Source organism: Limnohabitans sp., from assembly GCF_023910625.1.
Taxonomy (GTDB): domain Bacteria; phylum Pseudomonadota; class Gammaproteobacteria; order Burkholderiales; family Burkholderiaceae_C; genus Limnohabitans_A.
In genome coordinates this window covers 233,947-248,751 of the sequence record NZ_JAAVVW010000002.1, presented here as the reverse complement: position 1 = coordinate 248,751, position 14,805 = coordinate 233,947, and the positions used below count along the sequence as shown (strand labels likewise).

15 protein-coding genes and 2 tRNA genes are annotated in these 14,805 nt (G+C 57.2%); 11 read left to right on the top strand and 6 right to left on the bottom strand.

Features of this window, described 5'->3' with window-relative positions; translation table 11 throughout:
• Nucleotides 1-9 precede the first annotated feature (9 nt).
• Nucleotides 10-825, top strand: coding sequence for a bifunctional DNA-formamidopyrimidine glycosylase/DNA-(apurinic or apyrimidinic site) lyase (gene mutM / locus HEQ17_RS01300; protein ID WP_296290899.1), 816 nt, complete (start codon nucleotides 10-12; stop codon nucleotides 823-825).
• On the top strand, nucleotides 810-1,853 hold the full coding sequence (gene mutY, locus HEQ17_RS01295) for an A/G-specific adenine glycosylase (RefSeq protein WP_296290898.1): 1,044 nt from the start codon (nucleotides 810-812) through the stop codon (nucleotides 1,851-1,853). Before mutM ends, mutY begins: the two co-directional genes overlap by 16 nt.
• 55 nt (nucleotides 1,854-1,908) lie before the next feature.
• Here the strand turns inward: mutY and rapZ are convergent, their stop codons facing one another.
• The 3 genes from rapZ to HEQ17_RS01280 are packed head-to-tail and all read right to left on the bottom strand — an operon-like array spanning nucleotide 1,909 to nucleotide 5,360.
• The gene (gene rapZ, locus HEQ17_RS01290) at nucleotides 1,909-2,772 is read right to left on the bottom strand and encodes an RNase adapter RapZ (RefSeq protein ID WP_296291192.1); all 864 of its coding nucleotides are present in this window, start codon (nucleotides 2,770-2,772) and stop codon (nucleotides 1,909-1,911) included.
• Nucleotides 2,769-4,463 carry a DNA repair protein RecN gene (recN, locus tag HEQ17_RS01285; protein WP_296290897.1) on the bottom strand — a complete coding sequence of 565 codons (1,695 nt, stop codon included), beginning with the start codon at nucleotides 4,461-4,463 and terminating at the stop codon, nucleotides 2,769-2,771. The genes rapZ and recN overlap by 4 nt, the downstream gene beginning before the upstream one ends.
• 3 nt (nucleotides 4,464-4,466) lie before the next feature.
• Nucleotides 4,467-5,360, bottom strand: coding sequence for an NAD kinase (locus HEQ17_RS01280; protein WP_296290896.1), 894 nt, complete (start codon nucleotides 5,358-5,360; stop codon nucleotides 4,467-4,469).
• 28 nt (nucleotides 5,361-5,388) lie between these two features.
• Here HEQ17_RS01280 and hrcA point away from each other — a divergent pair, with 28 nt between their 5' ends.
• Both hrcA and HEQ17_RS01270 read left to right on the top strand, forming a co-directional pair.
• Complete coding sequence (gene hrcA, locus HEQ17_RS01275) at nucleotides 5,389-6,393, top strand: heat-inducible transcriptional repressor HrcA (protein ID WP_296290895.1); 1,005 nt, start codon at nucleotides 5,389-5,391, stop codon at nucleotides 6,391-6,393.
• Nucleotides 6,394-6,427: 34 nt separating this feature from the next.
• A tRNA-Ile gene (locus tag HEQ17_RS01270) sits at nucleotides 6,428-6,504 on the top strand.
• Nucleotides 6,505-6,559: 55 nt separating this feature from the next.
• On the opposite strand, the gene HEQ17_RS01265 is transcribed toward HEQ17_RS01270, so the two are convergent.
• On the bottom strand, nucleotides 6,560-7,078 hold the full coding sequence (locus HEQ17_RS01265; protein ID WP_296290894.1) for a P1 family peptidase: 519 nt from the start codon (nucleotides 7,076-7,078) through the stop codon (nucleotides 6,560-6,562).
• A gap of 233 nt (nucleotides 7,079-7,311) precedes the next feature.
• Between HEQ17_RS01265 and HEQ17_RS01260 the strand changes: the two genes are divergently transcribed.
• From HEQ17_RS01260 to HEQ17_RS01235, 6 genes are all read left to right on the top strand, one after another.
• Nucleotides 7,312-7,388 (top strand) — tRNA-Arg (locus tag HEQ17_RS01260).
• Between the two features lie 78 nt (nucleotides 7,389-7,466).
• A complete protein-coding gene (locus tag HEQ17_RS01255) occupies nucleotides 7,467-7,871 on the top strand; it encodes a hypothetical protein (protein WP_296290893.1) in 405 nt (134 codons plus the stop codon).
• Nucleotides 7,825-9,039: an IS256 family transposase gene (locus HEQ17_RS01250; RefSeq protein ID WP_296290892.1), complete on the top strand. Its 1,215-nt coding sequence runs from the start codon at nucleotides 7,825-7,827 to the stop codon at nucleotides 9,037-9,039. Before HEQ17_RS01255 ends, HEQ17_RS01250 begins: the two co-directional genes overlap by 47 nt.
• On the top strand, nucleotides 9,032-9,220 hold the full coding sequence (locus HEQ17_RS01245; RefSeq protein WP_296290891.1) for a hypothetical protein: 189 nt from the start codon (nucleotides 9,032-9,034) through the stop codon (nucleotides 9,218-9,220). Before HEQ17_RS01250 ends, HEQ17_RS01245 begins: the two co-directional genes overlap by 8 nt.
• Before the next feature lie 14 nt (nucleotides 9,221-9,234).
• Nucleotides 9,235-11,421, top strand: a complete 2,187-nt coding sequence (locus HEQ17_RS01240; RefSeq protein ID WP_296290890.1) for a serine hydrolase — start codon at nucleotides 9,235-9,237, stop codon at nucleotides 11,419-11,421.
• 1 nt (nucleotide 11,422) lies between these two features.
• Complete coding sequence (locus HEQ17_RS01235) at nucleotides 11,423-12,340, top strand: hypothetical protein (RefSeq protein ID WP_296290889.1); 918 nt, start codon at nucleotides 11,423-11,425, stop codon at nucleotides 12,338-12,340.
• A 124-nt stretch (nucleotides 12,341-12,464) separates the two neighbouring features.
• On the opposite strand, the gene HEQ17_RS01230 is transcribed toward HEQ17_RS01235, so the two are convergent.
• Together HEQ17_RS01230 and HEQ17_RS01225 are read right to left on the bottom strand one after the other, a co-directional pair.
• Nucleotides 12,465-13,169: a hypothetical protein gene (locus HEQ17_RS01230; RefSeq protein ID WP_296290888.1), complete on the bottom strand. Its 705-nt coding sequence runs from the start codon at nucleotides 13,167-13,169 to the stop codon at nucleotides 12,465-12,467.
• Nucleotides 13,141-14,307, bottom strand: a complete 1,167-nt coding sequence (locus tag HEQ17_RS01225; protein WP_296290887.1) for an IS4 family transposase — start codon at nucleotides 14,305-14,307, stop codon at nucleotides 13,141-13,143. Before HEQ17_RS01225 ends, HEQ17_RS01230 begins: the two co-directional genes overlap by 29 nt.
• 273 nt (nucleotides 14,308-14,580) lie before the next feature.
• Here HEQ17_RS01225 and HEQ17_RS01220 point away from each other — a divergent pair, with 273 nt between their 5' ends.
• Nucleotides 14,581-14,793, top strand: coding sequence for a hypothetical protein (locus HEQ17_RS01220; RefSeq protein WP_296290886.1), 213 nt, complete (start codon nucleotides 14,581-14,583; stop codon nucleotides 14,791-14,793).
• The last annotated feature ends 12 nt before the right edge of the window (nucleotides 14,794-14,805 follow it).

Below are 14,805 nucleotides of genomic sequence, written 5' to 3'. Positions count from 1 at the left end.
CCCAAGCCTATGCCCGAACTCCCCGAAGTTGAAGTCACCCGACGCAGCTTTGCCGATCGAATTGTGTTGGCGTCTATCCGGGCCCTGAACCTGGGTAAACCCCTGCGTTGGCCATTGGGGGTTTCAGCCCACAGTCTTGTGGGGCAGCAAATTCTGGCTGTGCGGCGCCGGGGTAAATACCTGTTGCTTGATCTGGATCAAGGCCTGCTCTTGGTTCATTTGGGCATGTCGGGTAGTCTGAACTTTGCAGCCGCACAGCCCGAATCCGGTCCACATGACCACATGGATTTGGTGACTGATCGGGGCGTGCTGCGCCTGCACGACCCGCGCCGTTTCGGTGCAGTGGTTTGGGCCCCGTCAGAAGATTCCCCGCAAGCCCAAAAGCTGCTGGGTCGGCTGGGCGTGGAGCCTTTGAATGGTCAATTCGATGTGAGCGCTTTTGCCGATGCTCTGAAAAAGCGCCAGTCTGCCATCAAGCAAGTTTTGTTAGCGGGTGATGTGGTGGTGGGAGTGGGCAATATTTATGCGTCCGAGGCCTTGTTCATGGCAGGCATACGCCCCACCACCAAGGCCGCGCGCTTGTCCCGTCCCCGTGTAGCCAAGTTGCATGCCGCCATCGTGCAGGTGTTGACCCGCGCCGTGCAACAAGGCGGCAGCTCGCTCAAGGATTTTGTGAGCGCCGAAGGTCGCACCGGCTACTTTCAACTGGAGGCGGCAGTGTACGGACGTGCAGGTGAGCCTTGCCGAGCGTGCAGCACCCCGATCAAGCCCATGCTGCAAGGCCAGCGCACCACATTTTATTGCCCTGTATGCCAGAAACCTTGATCGCATGGGCCGATGATTTTGCCCATCTCATGGTGGACTGGCAGCGCCAGCATGGGCGCCAGAGCCTGCCCTGGCAAAACACGCAAGATCCTTACCGTGTCTGGTTGTCCGAGATCATGCTGCAACAAACGCAGGTGAAGACGGTGCTCGATTACTTTCCACGGTTTTTGGGGCGCTTTCCCGATGTGGCCGCCTTGGCTGCCGCGCACCAAGACGATGTGCTGGCGCTGTGGAGCGGCTTGGGCTATTACAGCCGGGCTCGCAACCTGCACAAGTGCGCTCAAGAGGTGATGGGGCGCTTTGGCGGAGCCTTTCCGCGCCTTGCTGAAGATCTGCAAACCCTGCCCGGCATTGGTCGATCGACGGCTGCTGCAATTGCCGCTTTTTGCTTTCAGGAGCGGGTGGCCATTCTGGACGGCAACGTCAAACGCGTGTTGACCCGCGTACTGGGCTATGCAGAGGATTTGGCTGTGACCAAAAACGAAAAGGCTTTGTGGGCCTTGGCGCAAGAGCTTTTGCCCGCGCGGAACACTGACATGCCCCGCTACACCCAAGCGCTGATGGATTTGGGGGCCACTGTGTGTTTACCGCGCAAGACACAGTGCGAGATCTGCCCTGTGAGCGCCGTGTGCCAGGCCCAAGCGCTGGGTGAGCCATTGGCCTTTCCCGTCAAAACCCGCAAACTCAAGCGCCGCAGCGTCACGCTCTGGCTCTTGTGGGCCGTCAATTCGCAGGGTCAGGTCTGGCTCCAAAGGCGGCCAAGCACAGGCATCTGGGCCGGTTTGTTCAGCTTGCCGGTTTTTGAGTCAGAAGCGGACTTGCTGGCCGCATGGGTGCAGGGCGCGCAGCCGCAATACATCGAGCCCTGGAAGCATGTGCTGACGCATCGCGACCTGCACCTGCACCCGGTGCGGATGACGAGCACAGCTTTGCAGGTCCCAGCTTGTGAAGGCCAATGGGTGGATGCCAGTGCGTGGCCTGAGATGGGGTTGCCTGCGCCGATACGGCTGTTATTGGCGGCCAAGTAAAAGGCCTGGAGTTTTTTCGCTCTGCAAGGTCGCGCATCAAGCGGGCAGGCCGGGCTTAGACTGCGTCGAGTTCTCGGTGCCGTTTGAGTGTGAGCCAGCGTGCGCCAAAGCTTTGTGCCAACTGCTCGACCATGAACACCGAGCGGTGCTGCCCCCCAGTGCAGCCGATGGCCACCGTCACGTAGCTGCGGTGGTCGCGTTCGATGGCTGGAACCCAGTGCATGAGGAACCCCTCGATCTGCATTTGCATCTGCAAGAACGCTTCGGACTGGCGCAAATAGGCCTGCACCGGCTCGTCCCGTCCCGTCAAAGGGCGTAGCGCGCTCTCGTAATGGGGGTTGGGCAACATGCGCACGTCAAACACATAGTCGGCATCTGTGGGAATGCCGCGTTTGAAGCCAAACGATTCAAACACCAAGGTCAGCTGGGCTGAAGGGGCGCTGACCAAGGTCTTGATGTAGGTTTGAAGCTGTGCCGATCGCAGCAAGCTGGTGTCGATGATGTGTGCACGATCGCGCAAGTCGGCCAGCAATTCACGCTCGAAACCAATGGTTTCAATCAAGGCTTTGTCGCTTTGGGGTTTGTTGCCGCCCGACAAAGGGTGTTTGCGCCGCGATTCAGAATATCGGCGCTGCAGCGTGTCGGAGTTCGCGTCCAGAAAAACCGACTTCACCGTCATGCCCATGTTGCTCAGCAAACCCATTTGCTCAGGCATCAGGTGCAAAGAATAGGCGCTGCGCACATCGATGGCAATCGCCAGACGCCGCTCTTGGTGTTGCTCTTCGAGCTTGACGAATGGAATCAGCAACTCAGGCGGCAGGTTGTCCACGCAGTAATAACCCGCGTCTTCCAGGGCGTGCAGCGCCACCGATTTGCCAGAGCCGGACATGCCGGTGATGAGGATGATGTCCATGCTCAGCTTTGTGCGGCTTTGCGGCCTTGGGGTTTCAGCGGGGTATCGCCCAGCATTTCGCGGGCGTGGGCTAGGGTGGTGGCGGACAGCTTTTCGCCGCCCAACATGCGGGCGATTTCGTTCACGCGCTCTTCGCCCTTGACGCCACGCACCTGGCTGATGACCTGTCCCTTGGCCGCGGCCTTGCTCACCAGCAGGTGGTGGTCTGCGCAGGCGGCCACCTGGGGCAGGTGGGTCACGGCCAGCACTTGCCGGTGTTGGCCGAGTTGTTTCATCAATCGGCCCACGGTTTCGGCCACAGCACCGCCCACGCCGGAGTCCACCTCGTCAAAGATCAAGGTCCTGGCTTCGCCCAGCTCGCTGGTGGTCACCGCAATGGCCAGTGCGATGCGCGAGAGCTCGCCTCCCGAGGCCACTTTGCCCACGGGCCGGGGCGTGCTGCCTTCGTGTCCGGCGACCAAAAAGCTGACTTCTTCCAGGCCATGTTGCGCGGGCGCATCCAGGGTTTGCAACTGCACCTCAAAGCGGCCGCCTTGCATGCCCAGTTGCTGCATCGCGCTGCTGACGGCTTGGGCCAATGGTTTAGCGGCTTTTTGGCGTTGATTTGATACGGCTTTGGCTGCTTGCAGGCAAGCTTTGTGGGCAGCTTGTTCGGCTTTTTGCAGGCTGTCCAGGTCGGCGGCGGCATCGAGCTGGGCCAGCTCTTGGCGCCAGGTTTGCAAGCTCAAGGGCAGCTCGTCCGGTATTTTTTTGTAGCGCCGGGCCAGCGACAGCCACAGACCCATGCGCTCGTCCAGTTGGGCCAAGTGCTGTGGGTCCAGGTCGGTTTTCCGCAAATAGCTGTGCAGGCTATGGGCCACGTCTTCGGCTTGGGCCTGCGCAGACGCCAGCACCTCGGCCAAGGCGTTGAATTCGGCCTCATACTGTCCCAAAGATTGAAGGGTTTGGATGGTGCGGGACAGCTGGCGCAACGCGCCGCTTTCGCTGTCGCTCTCACCGCCTTCGAGCAAGGCCGTGCTCTGGTTGGCCCCATCGATCAAGGCTTGCGCGTTCGCCAAACGGCTGTGCTGGGAGCTCAGCTCTTGCCATTCGTCCACTTGCGGGTTCAGTTTTTCCAGTTCGCCGATTTGCCAGGCCAGGCGTTCGCGTTCGTTGGCCAAAGTGCTTTGTGCTTGCAGGGCATCGGCCAGCGTTTGCTGAGCCTGGCGCCAGGCCTGCCAAGCGGCTTTGAGCGGGCGCGTGTCGGTGCCCGCATAGGCATCGAGCAAGCCTCGCACCGCGTCAGGTCGTGTCAGGCTTTGCCAAGCATGCTGGCCATGGATGTCCAGCAACTGCTCACCCAGCTCGCGCAGTTGCGTGGCGGTGGCGGGGCTGCCGTTGACCCAGGCGCGGCTTTTGCCGCTGCTGTCCACCGTGCGGCGCAGCAGTAAATTGGCGCTGGCCTCAAACCCGGCTTCTTCGAGCCATGCCTGAATGCGGGTTGTGGGCTCAAACTCGGCACACACCTCGCAGCGGCTGGCACCTTCACGCACCACGCTGGCTTCGGCGCGGGCACCCAAGGCCAGTTGCAGGGCGTCGATCAGGATGGATTTGCCCGCACCGGTCTCGCCGGTCAATACGCTAAAGCCTGAGCTCAGGTCCAGCGCCAGTTCGTGCACGATCACAAAGTCGCGCAGGGTGATGTGCGTCAATGCCATGGTTCAATCGCCCCCGTTCCAGTGCATTTTTTTGCGCAAGGTGTCGAAATAATTCCAGCCTGCCGGGTGTAAAAAGCGCACTTTGTGCTCTGAACGATTGACCACGATCCGATCACCCAAAATCAAATCTGCCAGCGATTGCATGTCAAAGTTGGCGCTGACATAACGCCCCGCCACGATCTCGATGCTGATTTCGCAGGACTCGGGCAGCACGATGGGGCGGTTCGACAAGGTGTGCGGTGCAATGGGGGCCATGACCCAGCCGCCCATGGCCGGGTGCATCAAGGGACCACCGACCGAGAGTGAATAAGCAGTGGAGCCCGTGGGCGTGGCGATGATCAGGCCGTCGGCCCGTTGGTTGGACACAAACCGCCCGTCAACCTCGATCCGCAACTCGACCATGCCCGAGGTACCGCCCCGGTTGACCACCACATCGTTCATGGCCAGCGCGCTGAACACGCTGCGCTGGTCGCGCATGACGTGGGCTTGCAGCAAGCTGCGGTCTTCGGTTTGGTAATGGCCCTGCAGCATGGGCAGCAACACAGTCTGGTAGCTTTGCAGGGGAATGTCAGTGATGAAGCCCAGCCGCCCTTGGTTGATGCCCATCAGCGGCAGGCCATGGTGGGCCATTTGGCGGCCTATGCCGAGCATGGTGCCATCGCCGCCAATCACCAGGCCCAGATCGCACTGCGCGCCGATCTCGGCCATCTCCAGCACAGGGTATTGGTTCAAGCCCGTGTGCGAGGCGGTTTCTTGGTCCAGCACCACATCGCAGCCTTGCCGGGTCAAGAACTGGGCCACGTCGTCCAAAGCGCGGCGTGAACTCTCCAGCGCCCCGCCATGCGCGGTGGTGTGGTATTTGCCAAAGAGTGCAATGTGACGGAACTTGGAGCTCATTCGCAAATTACATCATTAAAATGACCAAATGCTAGATGAACGTGCCAAGTTATTGCTCAAAGCGCTGGTGGAACGCTACATCGCGGACGGCCAGCCTGTGGGCTCGCGCACGCTCTCCAAAGCCTCGGGCCTGGATTTGTCACCCGCCACCATCCGTAACGTGATGTCCGACCTGGAAGAGTTGGGCCTGATCGCCAGCCCCCACACCTCGGCCGGGCGCATCCCGACCAGTCGGGGGTACCGCTTGTTTGTGGACACCATGCTCACGGTGCAGCGCGACGGCATCGAAACCCCGGCCCTCACACCCGACCAGCCGCAAAAAGTGATTGCCAGTGCGGCCCACTTGCTGTCCAGCCTGTCGCATTTTGTGGGTGTGGTCATGACGCCGCGCAAGCCGTCGGTGTTCCGGCACATCGAGTTTTTGCGATTGTCCGAGCGGCGTTTGTTGGTCATCATCGTCTCGCCCGAAGGTGATGTACAAAACCGTATTTTGTTCACCGAGACCGATTACTCGCAAAGCCAGCTGATCGAAACTTCGAATTTTTTGAACACCCATTACGCAGGCATGGCCATCGAGCAGGTGCGCAGTCGGGTCCAGCAAGAACTGGTCAGCTTGCAAAGCGAAATCGCCACCCTCATGCAAGCGGCTGTGCAGGTCAGCACCGAGGCGCTGGCAGATGAACAGAACGAGGTGGTGATCGCGGGCGAGCGCAATTTGTTGTCGGTCAGCGATTTTTCCAGCGACATGGGCCACTTGCGACGTGCGTTTGAGCTGTTTGAGCAAAAAACCCACCTCATGCGTTTGCTGGACGTGTCCAGCCAGGCCGAAGGCGTGCGCATTTACATTGGCGGCGAAAGCCAGATCGTGCCCATGCAGGAACTGTCGGTGGTCAGCTCGCCCTACGAGGTCGACGGCCAGATTGTGGGCACCTTGGGCGTGATCGGCCCGACCCGCATGCCCTATGACCGCATGATCCAGATCGTCAACATCACCTCGCGCTTGGTCAGCAACGCGCTGAGCCAGTCCAAATAGGCCGCTGCCGCCCACTACAATCACAGCTTCGGTGGGGGCGTTAGCTCAGTTGGTTAGAGCAGAGGACTCATAATCCTTTGGTCGACAGTTCAAGTCTGTCACGCCCTACCATTTCAATCCACATCTCAGCCCACTTTGCACCGAGTGGGCTTTGTCGTCTCTGGGTTCAGGCTATCCTGTTCATGGCCGCAGGAACAAGCCCTGTTTGGATGGTGATGCCCTGCGCCTGCCGAATCGCATCGACCGTGGCCAGCGCCGTGGCTTCGGCGCCCGTGACTGTCAGCAACATCAGGTCTGGTGTGCCGTTTTCTGTGCCGGTGGGCAAGGCAAACAAGGCGTCTCCGTCCAGCGTGGTGTGTGTGGGTCGGACGCTGCGGGCCAGGTCGTCGTGGGCGCTCATGGCCAGGCGCTTGGCTTGGGGCTTGGTCAGGCTGGCATTGGTGGCCACCACGCCAATGGTGGTGTTGATACCCGACAGGAGGCGATGGTCGCGCCCGTCCGCCATCAAGGCGCGTTGAGTGTCCAGCAGGCGCAGCCCATCGACCGTGCGGGCACCGGCCAGCACCTGGCCCGTAGCGGGGTCCATCACATCGCCTACCGCGTTGCAGGCCACCAAAGCGCCCACCCCCCATGGATCCACCGCACCCACTGCACCGTCTCGGGCCAAAACGACAGAGCAGCCCATCAGTCGTTCGCTGAGTGTCGAGTGACCGATCAAAAGGCCAGGGGATCTACCATCGAACCATGGGCAGTACTTGTTTGAATGATTTTCAACCTCCAACAGGGTTTGTGCCGGTGATCAAGCAGCGAGAATATCCCTTGTGCGAGGTCAAGCCCAGCGAGGTGGTACGTCTTGTCATTGAATTGCGGTCGCATCCAAAGTTGCCCATAAAAGCTTGCTATAATTTATTCCATGATGCGGCTGTAGCTCAGCTGGATAGAGTACTTGGCTACGAACCAAGGGGTCGTGGGTTCGATTCCTGCCAGCCGCACCAAAATGGAAAAGATCGTTGATTCGTCAACGGTCTTTTTTCATTTCTGGGTCTTGTCGGTGTCCCACCTGGGTGTCCCACATGATCCGAGTCCCCCGCCTGAAGGTCAACCGCATGGGCGTGTACTGCCTGCGCGTAGTCTGGACAGACGAGGCGGGCAAGCGCCGCGAGGCATCGCACAGCCTGCGTACCAAGTCCCCCGAAATTGCCCGCGTTTTGGCCTTACAGTTCAACGAAGCCTATGAACGAAAGAGAAGCCAACGCCGCATGACGACCAAGAAGCCCGAGCACCTGCCCAACTTTGAAGACTTCGCCGCCAAGTTTGAACTGGACTTGTCGCGGGGAGTGATGAAGTCGGACGGCCCCGAGGGAGGGTGTCCTAAATTTTGTGTAAACGGTCAAATGGCAGGAAACTGCCGAACATCCAGAAAGATGAACCATGACCGTCAGCAACGAATTGATCGACCAGCTGCTCGCTGGCTATAAAAAACCTGAAGACCTCATCGGCGAGAACGGCCTGCTCAAGCAGCTGACCAAGCGCCTTGTGGAGCGCGCTTTGGAAGCCGAGATGACCGAGCACTTGGGTCACACCAAGAATGCCAGCGTGGCCAACGCCGCTGGCAATGCCCGCAACGGCAAAAGCAAAAAGACCCTCAAAGGCGACTTTGGCGAGCTGCCCATTGATATCCCCCGTGATCGCCACGCCAGCTTTGAGCCGCAGATCGTGCCCAAGCACCAGACGCGCTGGACGGGTTTTGATGACAAGATTTTGTCCCTGTATGCCCGAGGCATGACGGTACGTGAGATTCAGGGGCATCTCCAGGAAATGTATGGCACCGAGGTGTCGCCCACGCTGATCTCATCGGTTACGGATGCCGTCATGGACGAGGTCAAGGCTTGGCAGGCGCGTCCACTGGATGCGCTGTACCCGATCGTTTACCTGGACTGCATCCACGTCAAAACCCGTGACTCAGGCGTGGTGCGCAACAAGGCCGTATATCTGGCCTTGGGCATCAACATGGCGGGCGAGAAGGAAATCCTGGGGCTGTGGATTGCCCAGACCGAAGGGGCCAAGTTCTGGCTGCAGGTGGTCACGGAGCTCAAGAACCGGGGCGTGGCTGACATCTTCATCGCCTGCATGGATGGCTTGAAGGGCTTTCCCGAGGCAATAGAGGCTGTATATCCGCAAACGGCGGTGCAGCTGTGTCTGGTGCACATGGTGCGCCACAGCCTGAACTATGTGAGCTGGAAGATGCGCAAAGTGGTGGCCGCAGACCTGAAGACCATCTACAGCAGCGCAACTGCGGATGATGCCGTGCTGCGGCTGCAGGAATTCGAAGAAAAATGGGGCGCTGACTACCCGACCATTGTGAAATCGTGGTGCAGCAACTGGGAGCGGATCGTGCCGTTCTTTGAATATCCTCCAGAGATTCGGCGGATCATTTACACGACCAACGCCATCGAGTCGGTGAACATGAGTCTGCGCAAGGTGACCAAGAGCCGGGGCTCGTTCCCCAGCGATGAGGCATTGCTGAAATTGTTCTACCTGGCGCTGAACAACATCAGCAAGAAGTGGACGATGCCGCTCAGAGATTGGAAAGCCGCATTGACCCGGTTTACCATTCAGTTCGAAGGCAGGATGCCCAATGACTGATCTCAGCCCCGTTTACACAAAATGCCGTACACCCTCGATCAAGACGTTCCAAGACCTCACAGACAGCGTAAACGCCTGTGCAGATCGGGGCACCGTTCCCGGCAGCCGTGGCGGTGGCAACGCCCGTGAAGTGCAAGCCGAATCCGTCAAAGACGCGATCAACTTCCTAAAGTCCAACTAACTTGTGAACAAGCTATGAAATCTCACTTCAACAGGCTGGCTACGATCTTCACGATGCTGGCAATATCCATTAACGTAGCCGCGCAAAACAACCCCCTCACTGACGGCAATGCTGCTGCACCAGATGAATGGTTGTTGGTCAAGAAAGGCAACCCATGGTGGTACGAAACCAAGCCGAGTCCCACGCCTGTTCAGCTTCAAAAGCGCACACCCACGGCATCAGAACAAGCCATCATTGCTAAAGCACGCGCATTGGTGGCAAATCGGCCAGCCAAAGCGTTTGTATTGATGGACGGTGACACGGTACTGTATTCAGAAACAAAAGCGCCAGCGGACGCTGATTCCGTCTTCTTTGGCTTCTCCATGGGCAAGACGGTCACGGCGATGGCGGTGGGACAAGCCATATGCGCGGGAAAGCTCAAGCTGGACACCCGTGCCAGCGAGGTTGTGCCTGAACTCAACGGCAAAGCGTTGGGCAACGCCACGGTGCGCGACTTGCTGCGCATGGCATCCGGTGCGGCTGACCCCAACCCTGACAGTTCTGTCTGGACACCCGACCAGTTCAAAGAGTGGGGACGCGGCAATCTGAATCTGGTCAATCTGGTGACAGAGGACCGAATTGCCAAAGCAGCAAGAGGCGTTTTCTCTGAGTACAAACCGGGCGAAGTGACCTCGTACAAGAGCACCGATCCGATTCTGCTGGGTGTAATGGTCAGTCGCGCCACGGGTACGGTGTGGAGCCAATGGATTCAGGAACAAATCTTAAACCCAATGGGTGCGGCCAAACCGGGTCTGTACGTTCAAGACCGTCAACAAAACGGGCTGGCTGACAGCGGTCTGCGGATGCGTTTAGAGGATTGGATGCGGTTTGCCGTGTGGGTCAAGCGCAGTTCAAAGGAATCGGGTTGCTTTGGTGACTACGTGCGTGCGGCCATCAGCACTCAGATTTCGAATGGAAGTAACCCCAGTACCCGCAAAATGGGCAAGCTGTTTGGTGGCTATGGCTACTTCACATGGACAGAAAACAGCATTGTTCCGAACACGGCTTGGGCTTCTGGCTGGGGTGGTCAGCGCATTGGCTGGAATACAGACCCGAACAACAATCGGATGGTCATCACATTCAGCAACGTGGAAAGCTGGATGCCGGATGTTTACGAGCTTTCCAAGGGATGGAATTCCACTCCGTCACAGGTGGCTGCCATTAAACCAGCGGCGCAGAAATCAACATCCGTGGCGACAACATCAAACTCAGGCACTTCATGGCAAGGGCCGCTGTCAGGACGTGTCGAATTCGATTCCATCACGCCACCTGACCGCTGGCAGTTTGTCAGAAAGGTGATGGAGAACACCAAGCCAGTCAAGGTCTCTGGTGATTTGCTGATGCCACGCAACGTCAACGGAAAAGTACCCGCCGTACTGATCTCACATGACAGCGGTGGCGTTTCGGCCAAGCTCTACGACGTGTGGGCCAAAGAGTTGAACAATGCTGGCGTTGCCGTGTTCATCATCGACAGTTTTAAGCCTCGTGGAATTGGCAGCACCACGAATGATCAAGGCCAAGTGAGTGTCACGGCCGATGTGGCCGATGCACTGTACGGCCTGAAACTGTTGGCGACTCACCCGCAAATTGATGCAAAGCGCATTTTTCACATGGGCGGTTCACGCGGTGGAACAGCGGTGTTTGAAACCTATTGGGACATGGTGCGCAAGGCAGTCATCACCGACGATCTGAAATTCGCTGGTCACATCCCGTTGTACCAAGGTAATTGCAACACACGATTCCGGTTTGATCGTGGCAACACAAACAAGGCCCCCATGCTCGCATTCTTGGGTGGCGCGGATGACGGCACACCCGCCGATGCTTGCGTCGCCTACTACACAGAGTTGAATCGGGCTGGTGCAAACATCAAATGGAAGGTCTTGCCCGGTGCGCACCACGGCTTTGATGGTAGTAGCCAACAAACCTATCACGCGCAGGGCGTGACAGCAAAAAACTGTTCAATCGAAGTATTCCTGACCGATGTGAAGGGTGGCGGTCTTGGAGAGGCGCGAGACTACAAGACAGGTGCGGCCATCAATGGCTTTGCTGAATGGAACAAGGCTTTCAGTGCTTGCAATAGCCGTGGCTTTACGGCAGCGGCAAACTCTAGCGCCCGTGACCAAGCGGTCAAAGAGGTGCTAGCTTTTGTGAAGGAAAATTGACATGAGAGTTTCCACACTCCTTGGCGCTACTTTGTCAGTGGTGTTCGCTATCGGCACCGCCACGGCCCAGCAATCTCGCCAAGCATCAGCTTACGACAAAGCCCAAACCCGAACGGCGCTTACTCGCAGCGTGTTTTACCTACCGTTGTTTGGGTCTGTTTATCGAGAGAAATTCGCAGCCTTGGTTGCGCGCCAACCCGGTGTGCGTGGTGTCGTCATCCATAACCATGGTTGTGGTGGCATGTGGGGTTGGGAAACGACGGTGGCGCAGTTCTACTACCGCGAAGGTTTTGCGGTCATCACACCAGAGTTTGTGACACGAGAAGGCAACAAGATGGGCTGCCCCGGTGGTTCATCAGAAGAAATGCTTCGACGTGCCGGTGAGCGTGTACGTGAAGGCATTTACACCGCCATCAACCCAGCCAGGCTCGATGCGCGTGGTGATGACATTGAGGAAGTGATTCGATGGGTAAAGACGCTGACTCCATTGCCCATCTTTCTGAGCGGTCACAGTGAGGGTTGCCGCACTACCTATCACTGGAACCGGGACGATCAACAGGTCAAGGGTGGCATCTGCCATAAGCAAAGCGTCAATCGTCAATATGAACACATCTGGCAGTGGGACTCACGGCTTCCAATGTGGTCATCCATTGAAGACGAAGACCCTTGGGCAGGTGGCACGAAAGACCGTCCAGCGGTGGGGTTCCAAGAGAAATTCAAAGACAACCCGCAGAACCTGACGGAGTTTCGGTATCCGGGCAACAGCCATGACCCGCTGGTGCGGCAAGGTGAAGGCCAAAGCTTGCGCGAATGGTTGAATCGTCAAGTTGCGTTACCACCACTGAAAGGGCAAAACGGGTTTAACTATGAAGATGTATTGCCAGTGGTGCAGGAGGCTGTTCGCAAGGCCAACCAGTAGCACTGCACATCAAGCTTTATGAACCTTCACGAGACCGAAAAAATGCAGCCGAAATAGTCGAAAAAATGTGAACCATGTTGCCGCACTTGTTACAGTGCGTGGCAACACTTTTGGAGCCTGAGATTCAGCACAAAACAGCGGCTGCTTGTCTCGCTTTGCCGAAGCGAATTTCAGGCTCAGGCCGAAGCCAAGCGCGGTGGTTTTGGGTAGGGCTGTGCCAGCCATTCCACCGTTCCAGCTTATACACAAAACCGCTTTCTTTTGCCCAGTCTGGTACTTCAATAATTGAATGGGGTGCAATCACGTCTGCCCATCGTATTCCGCACTCCGGCATTGGGGGTATGGACATATCGAAACCGTACTGCTTCATCATTGCTTTACGCCGTCGGAAGTAGGTGGCATCGCTGTTGAAGAACTGCCGCATATCCCGACCCGTGAGCCACAGCGCAATCAGCATCTTGTGGCTGGCAGTTGCCGCCGCAAGTAACTGCTCCTGAACATGAATTGGCGGCAAGTCAGCAAGAGGGATACTTTCAACTACTTTGCGGTGTAGTTCGCGTGCCGTTTCAGGCATCCAACGCGTGCCCCTATTGAGTGGGTTCTTAGGATTGTTCAACATACGGCCACAGCGTGCTTCGATGCGGATACCCTGAGCCAGCACTTCGTCCATCATTCGGCCAAATTCAAGGCTCGTTCCAAAGCGCCCAAAGCTCATTGGCATATGGCCTAAAAGCTTGATTTTGTGCTTTGCAAGGCCATCCATAAAGTAATGAAATTTATCAGTAGTGTCCCAACGTTTTTCAGAGGAGAGAGAGCTGTTGAGGCTCAAATTCCGAATGTTTGTCAGGCTCGGTTGGTGTAAGTAGTTGATTTATTGGGGTTGTTTCAAACATGGTCAAGCTCAAGATTTGTAGGATTTCATGAAGACTGTTGGGCAGATGCAAGCGTTTCTTGGCAATGGCGATCAGCACGTATGTGCAGACCGCGATCCAGATTTGCGTCTTGACCGCGTTCTCGTTGGTGCCATAAAACGTCTTGATTCGCAGGTGCTGCTTGATCCATTTGAAAAACAACTCGACCTGCCAGCGCTGGCGATACAGGTCTGCAATCAACTCGGGCTTGAGAGCGAAGTTGTTGGTCAAAAATGTGATGCGCTTGCCAGTGTCGTCCTTGACCACCACACGTCGCAGCGTGGCGGGATAGTGTTGGCTGGAATAAAAGATGGTCAGCACACCCGTCTGATCGCACACGATGTTCGAGTTGGCCCGGTCTACGGGGTTGGAGTAGCGCCGCTTGAATTTGGTATTGGACTTGGCACGGGTGACGAAGAAGGCGTTGGCCTGATGAATCACAAACAGTCGCTGGAAATCCAAGTACCCACGATCGAGCAGGTAATAGGCGCCAGGCTCGATGTCCAGCAGGTCCAAGGTGTTGACCTCGTGGGTCTTGCCGTCGCTGATGTGAATGAAGGTGGGGATGGAGCCGCGCAGGTCCAACAGGGTGTGCAGTTTGATAGCCGCCTTGTGCGCGCGAAACGGTGCCCACGGATAAACCGACAAGCACAGGTCTATCGTCGTGGCATCGAAGGCGTAGACGGTTGCATCCAAGTCGATCGCCATCGGCTCTTTGGCATACAACGGGCGCGCCATGGCGATCAGGTGTTGCGCGAAGTCGGCGTAGATTTGCCAAGGCCGGGTTGCATTGGCGTTGGACAAGGTGTTGCGAGAAACTGTCTTGCAGCGCAGACCCATGTGATACAGCCGCTTGGCTTGGGCACGCAAATTGATCTCGATGTCGCGCAAAGACTCGCGGTAGGTCAACTGAGCAAAGGCCATGGCCAAGAACTGGTCCAAGCAGGTGAAGTCTTGAACCTTGTGATCGCCTCGGTGCTTGGCAACGCAGCGGCGAAACGTGCTCAGCGGCAAGAACGCCATGAGTTGAGAAAAAACGAGCTTGCCTTGGTTCATTGCGGTCCTTTGCGTGCGAACGCAAAAGACCATAAGTCATGGAATCGAAGTTCAAATCGAGACCAGACTGAAATGCCAAAAAACCAAGGTAAATCATTAACTTACGAAGTCCTGATGTGAAAACGTTGGGACACTACTGGAAATTTATCGTAAATGAGGACTTCACGGTCACGAGAATTCGGCCACAAGCGAACGCCAATCCCCTTCGGAATCGGTACGGCTTGAAGGGAGGCATTACCGTAACGTCGAATGTTGTCACACAGCACCCGCAAAATGGGAAAATTATTTGCTGGATATGGATTTTTCACTTGGACTGAAAACTCGATGGCACCCAATACTGCTTGGGCTTCTGGCTGGGGTGGTCAGCGTATTGGCTGGAACACCGATCCCGTCAACAACCGGATGGTCATCACATTCAGCAACGTGGAAAGCTGGATGCCAGAGGTTTATGAGCTTGCCAAGGACTGGAACAGGCTGAGCCGCTGATGCGCCTCGGCT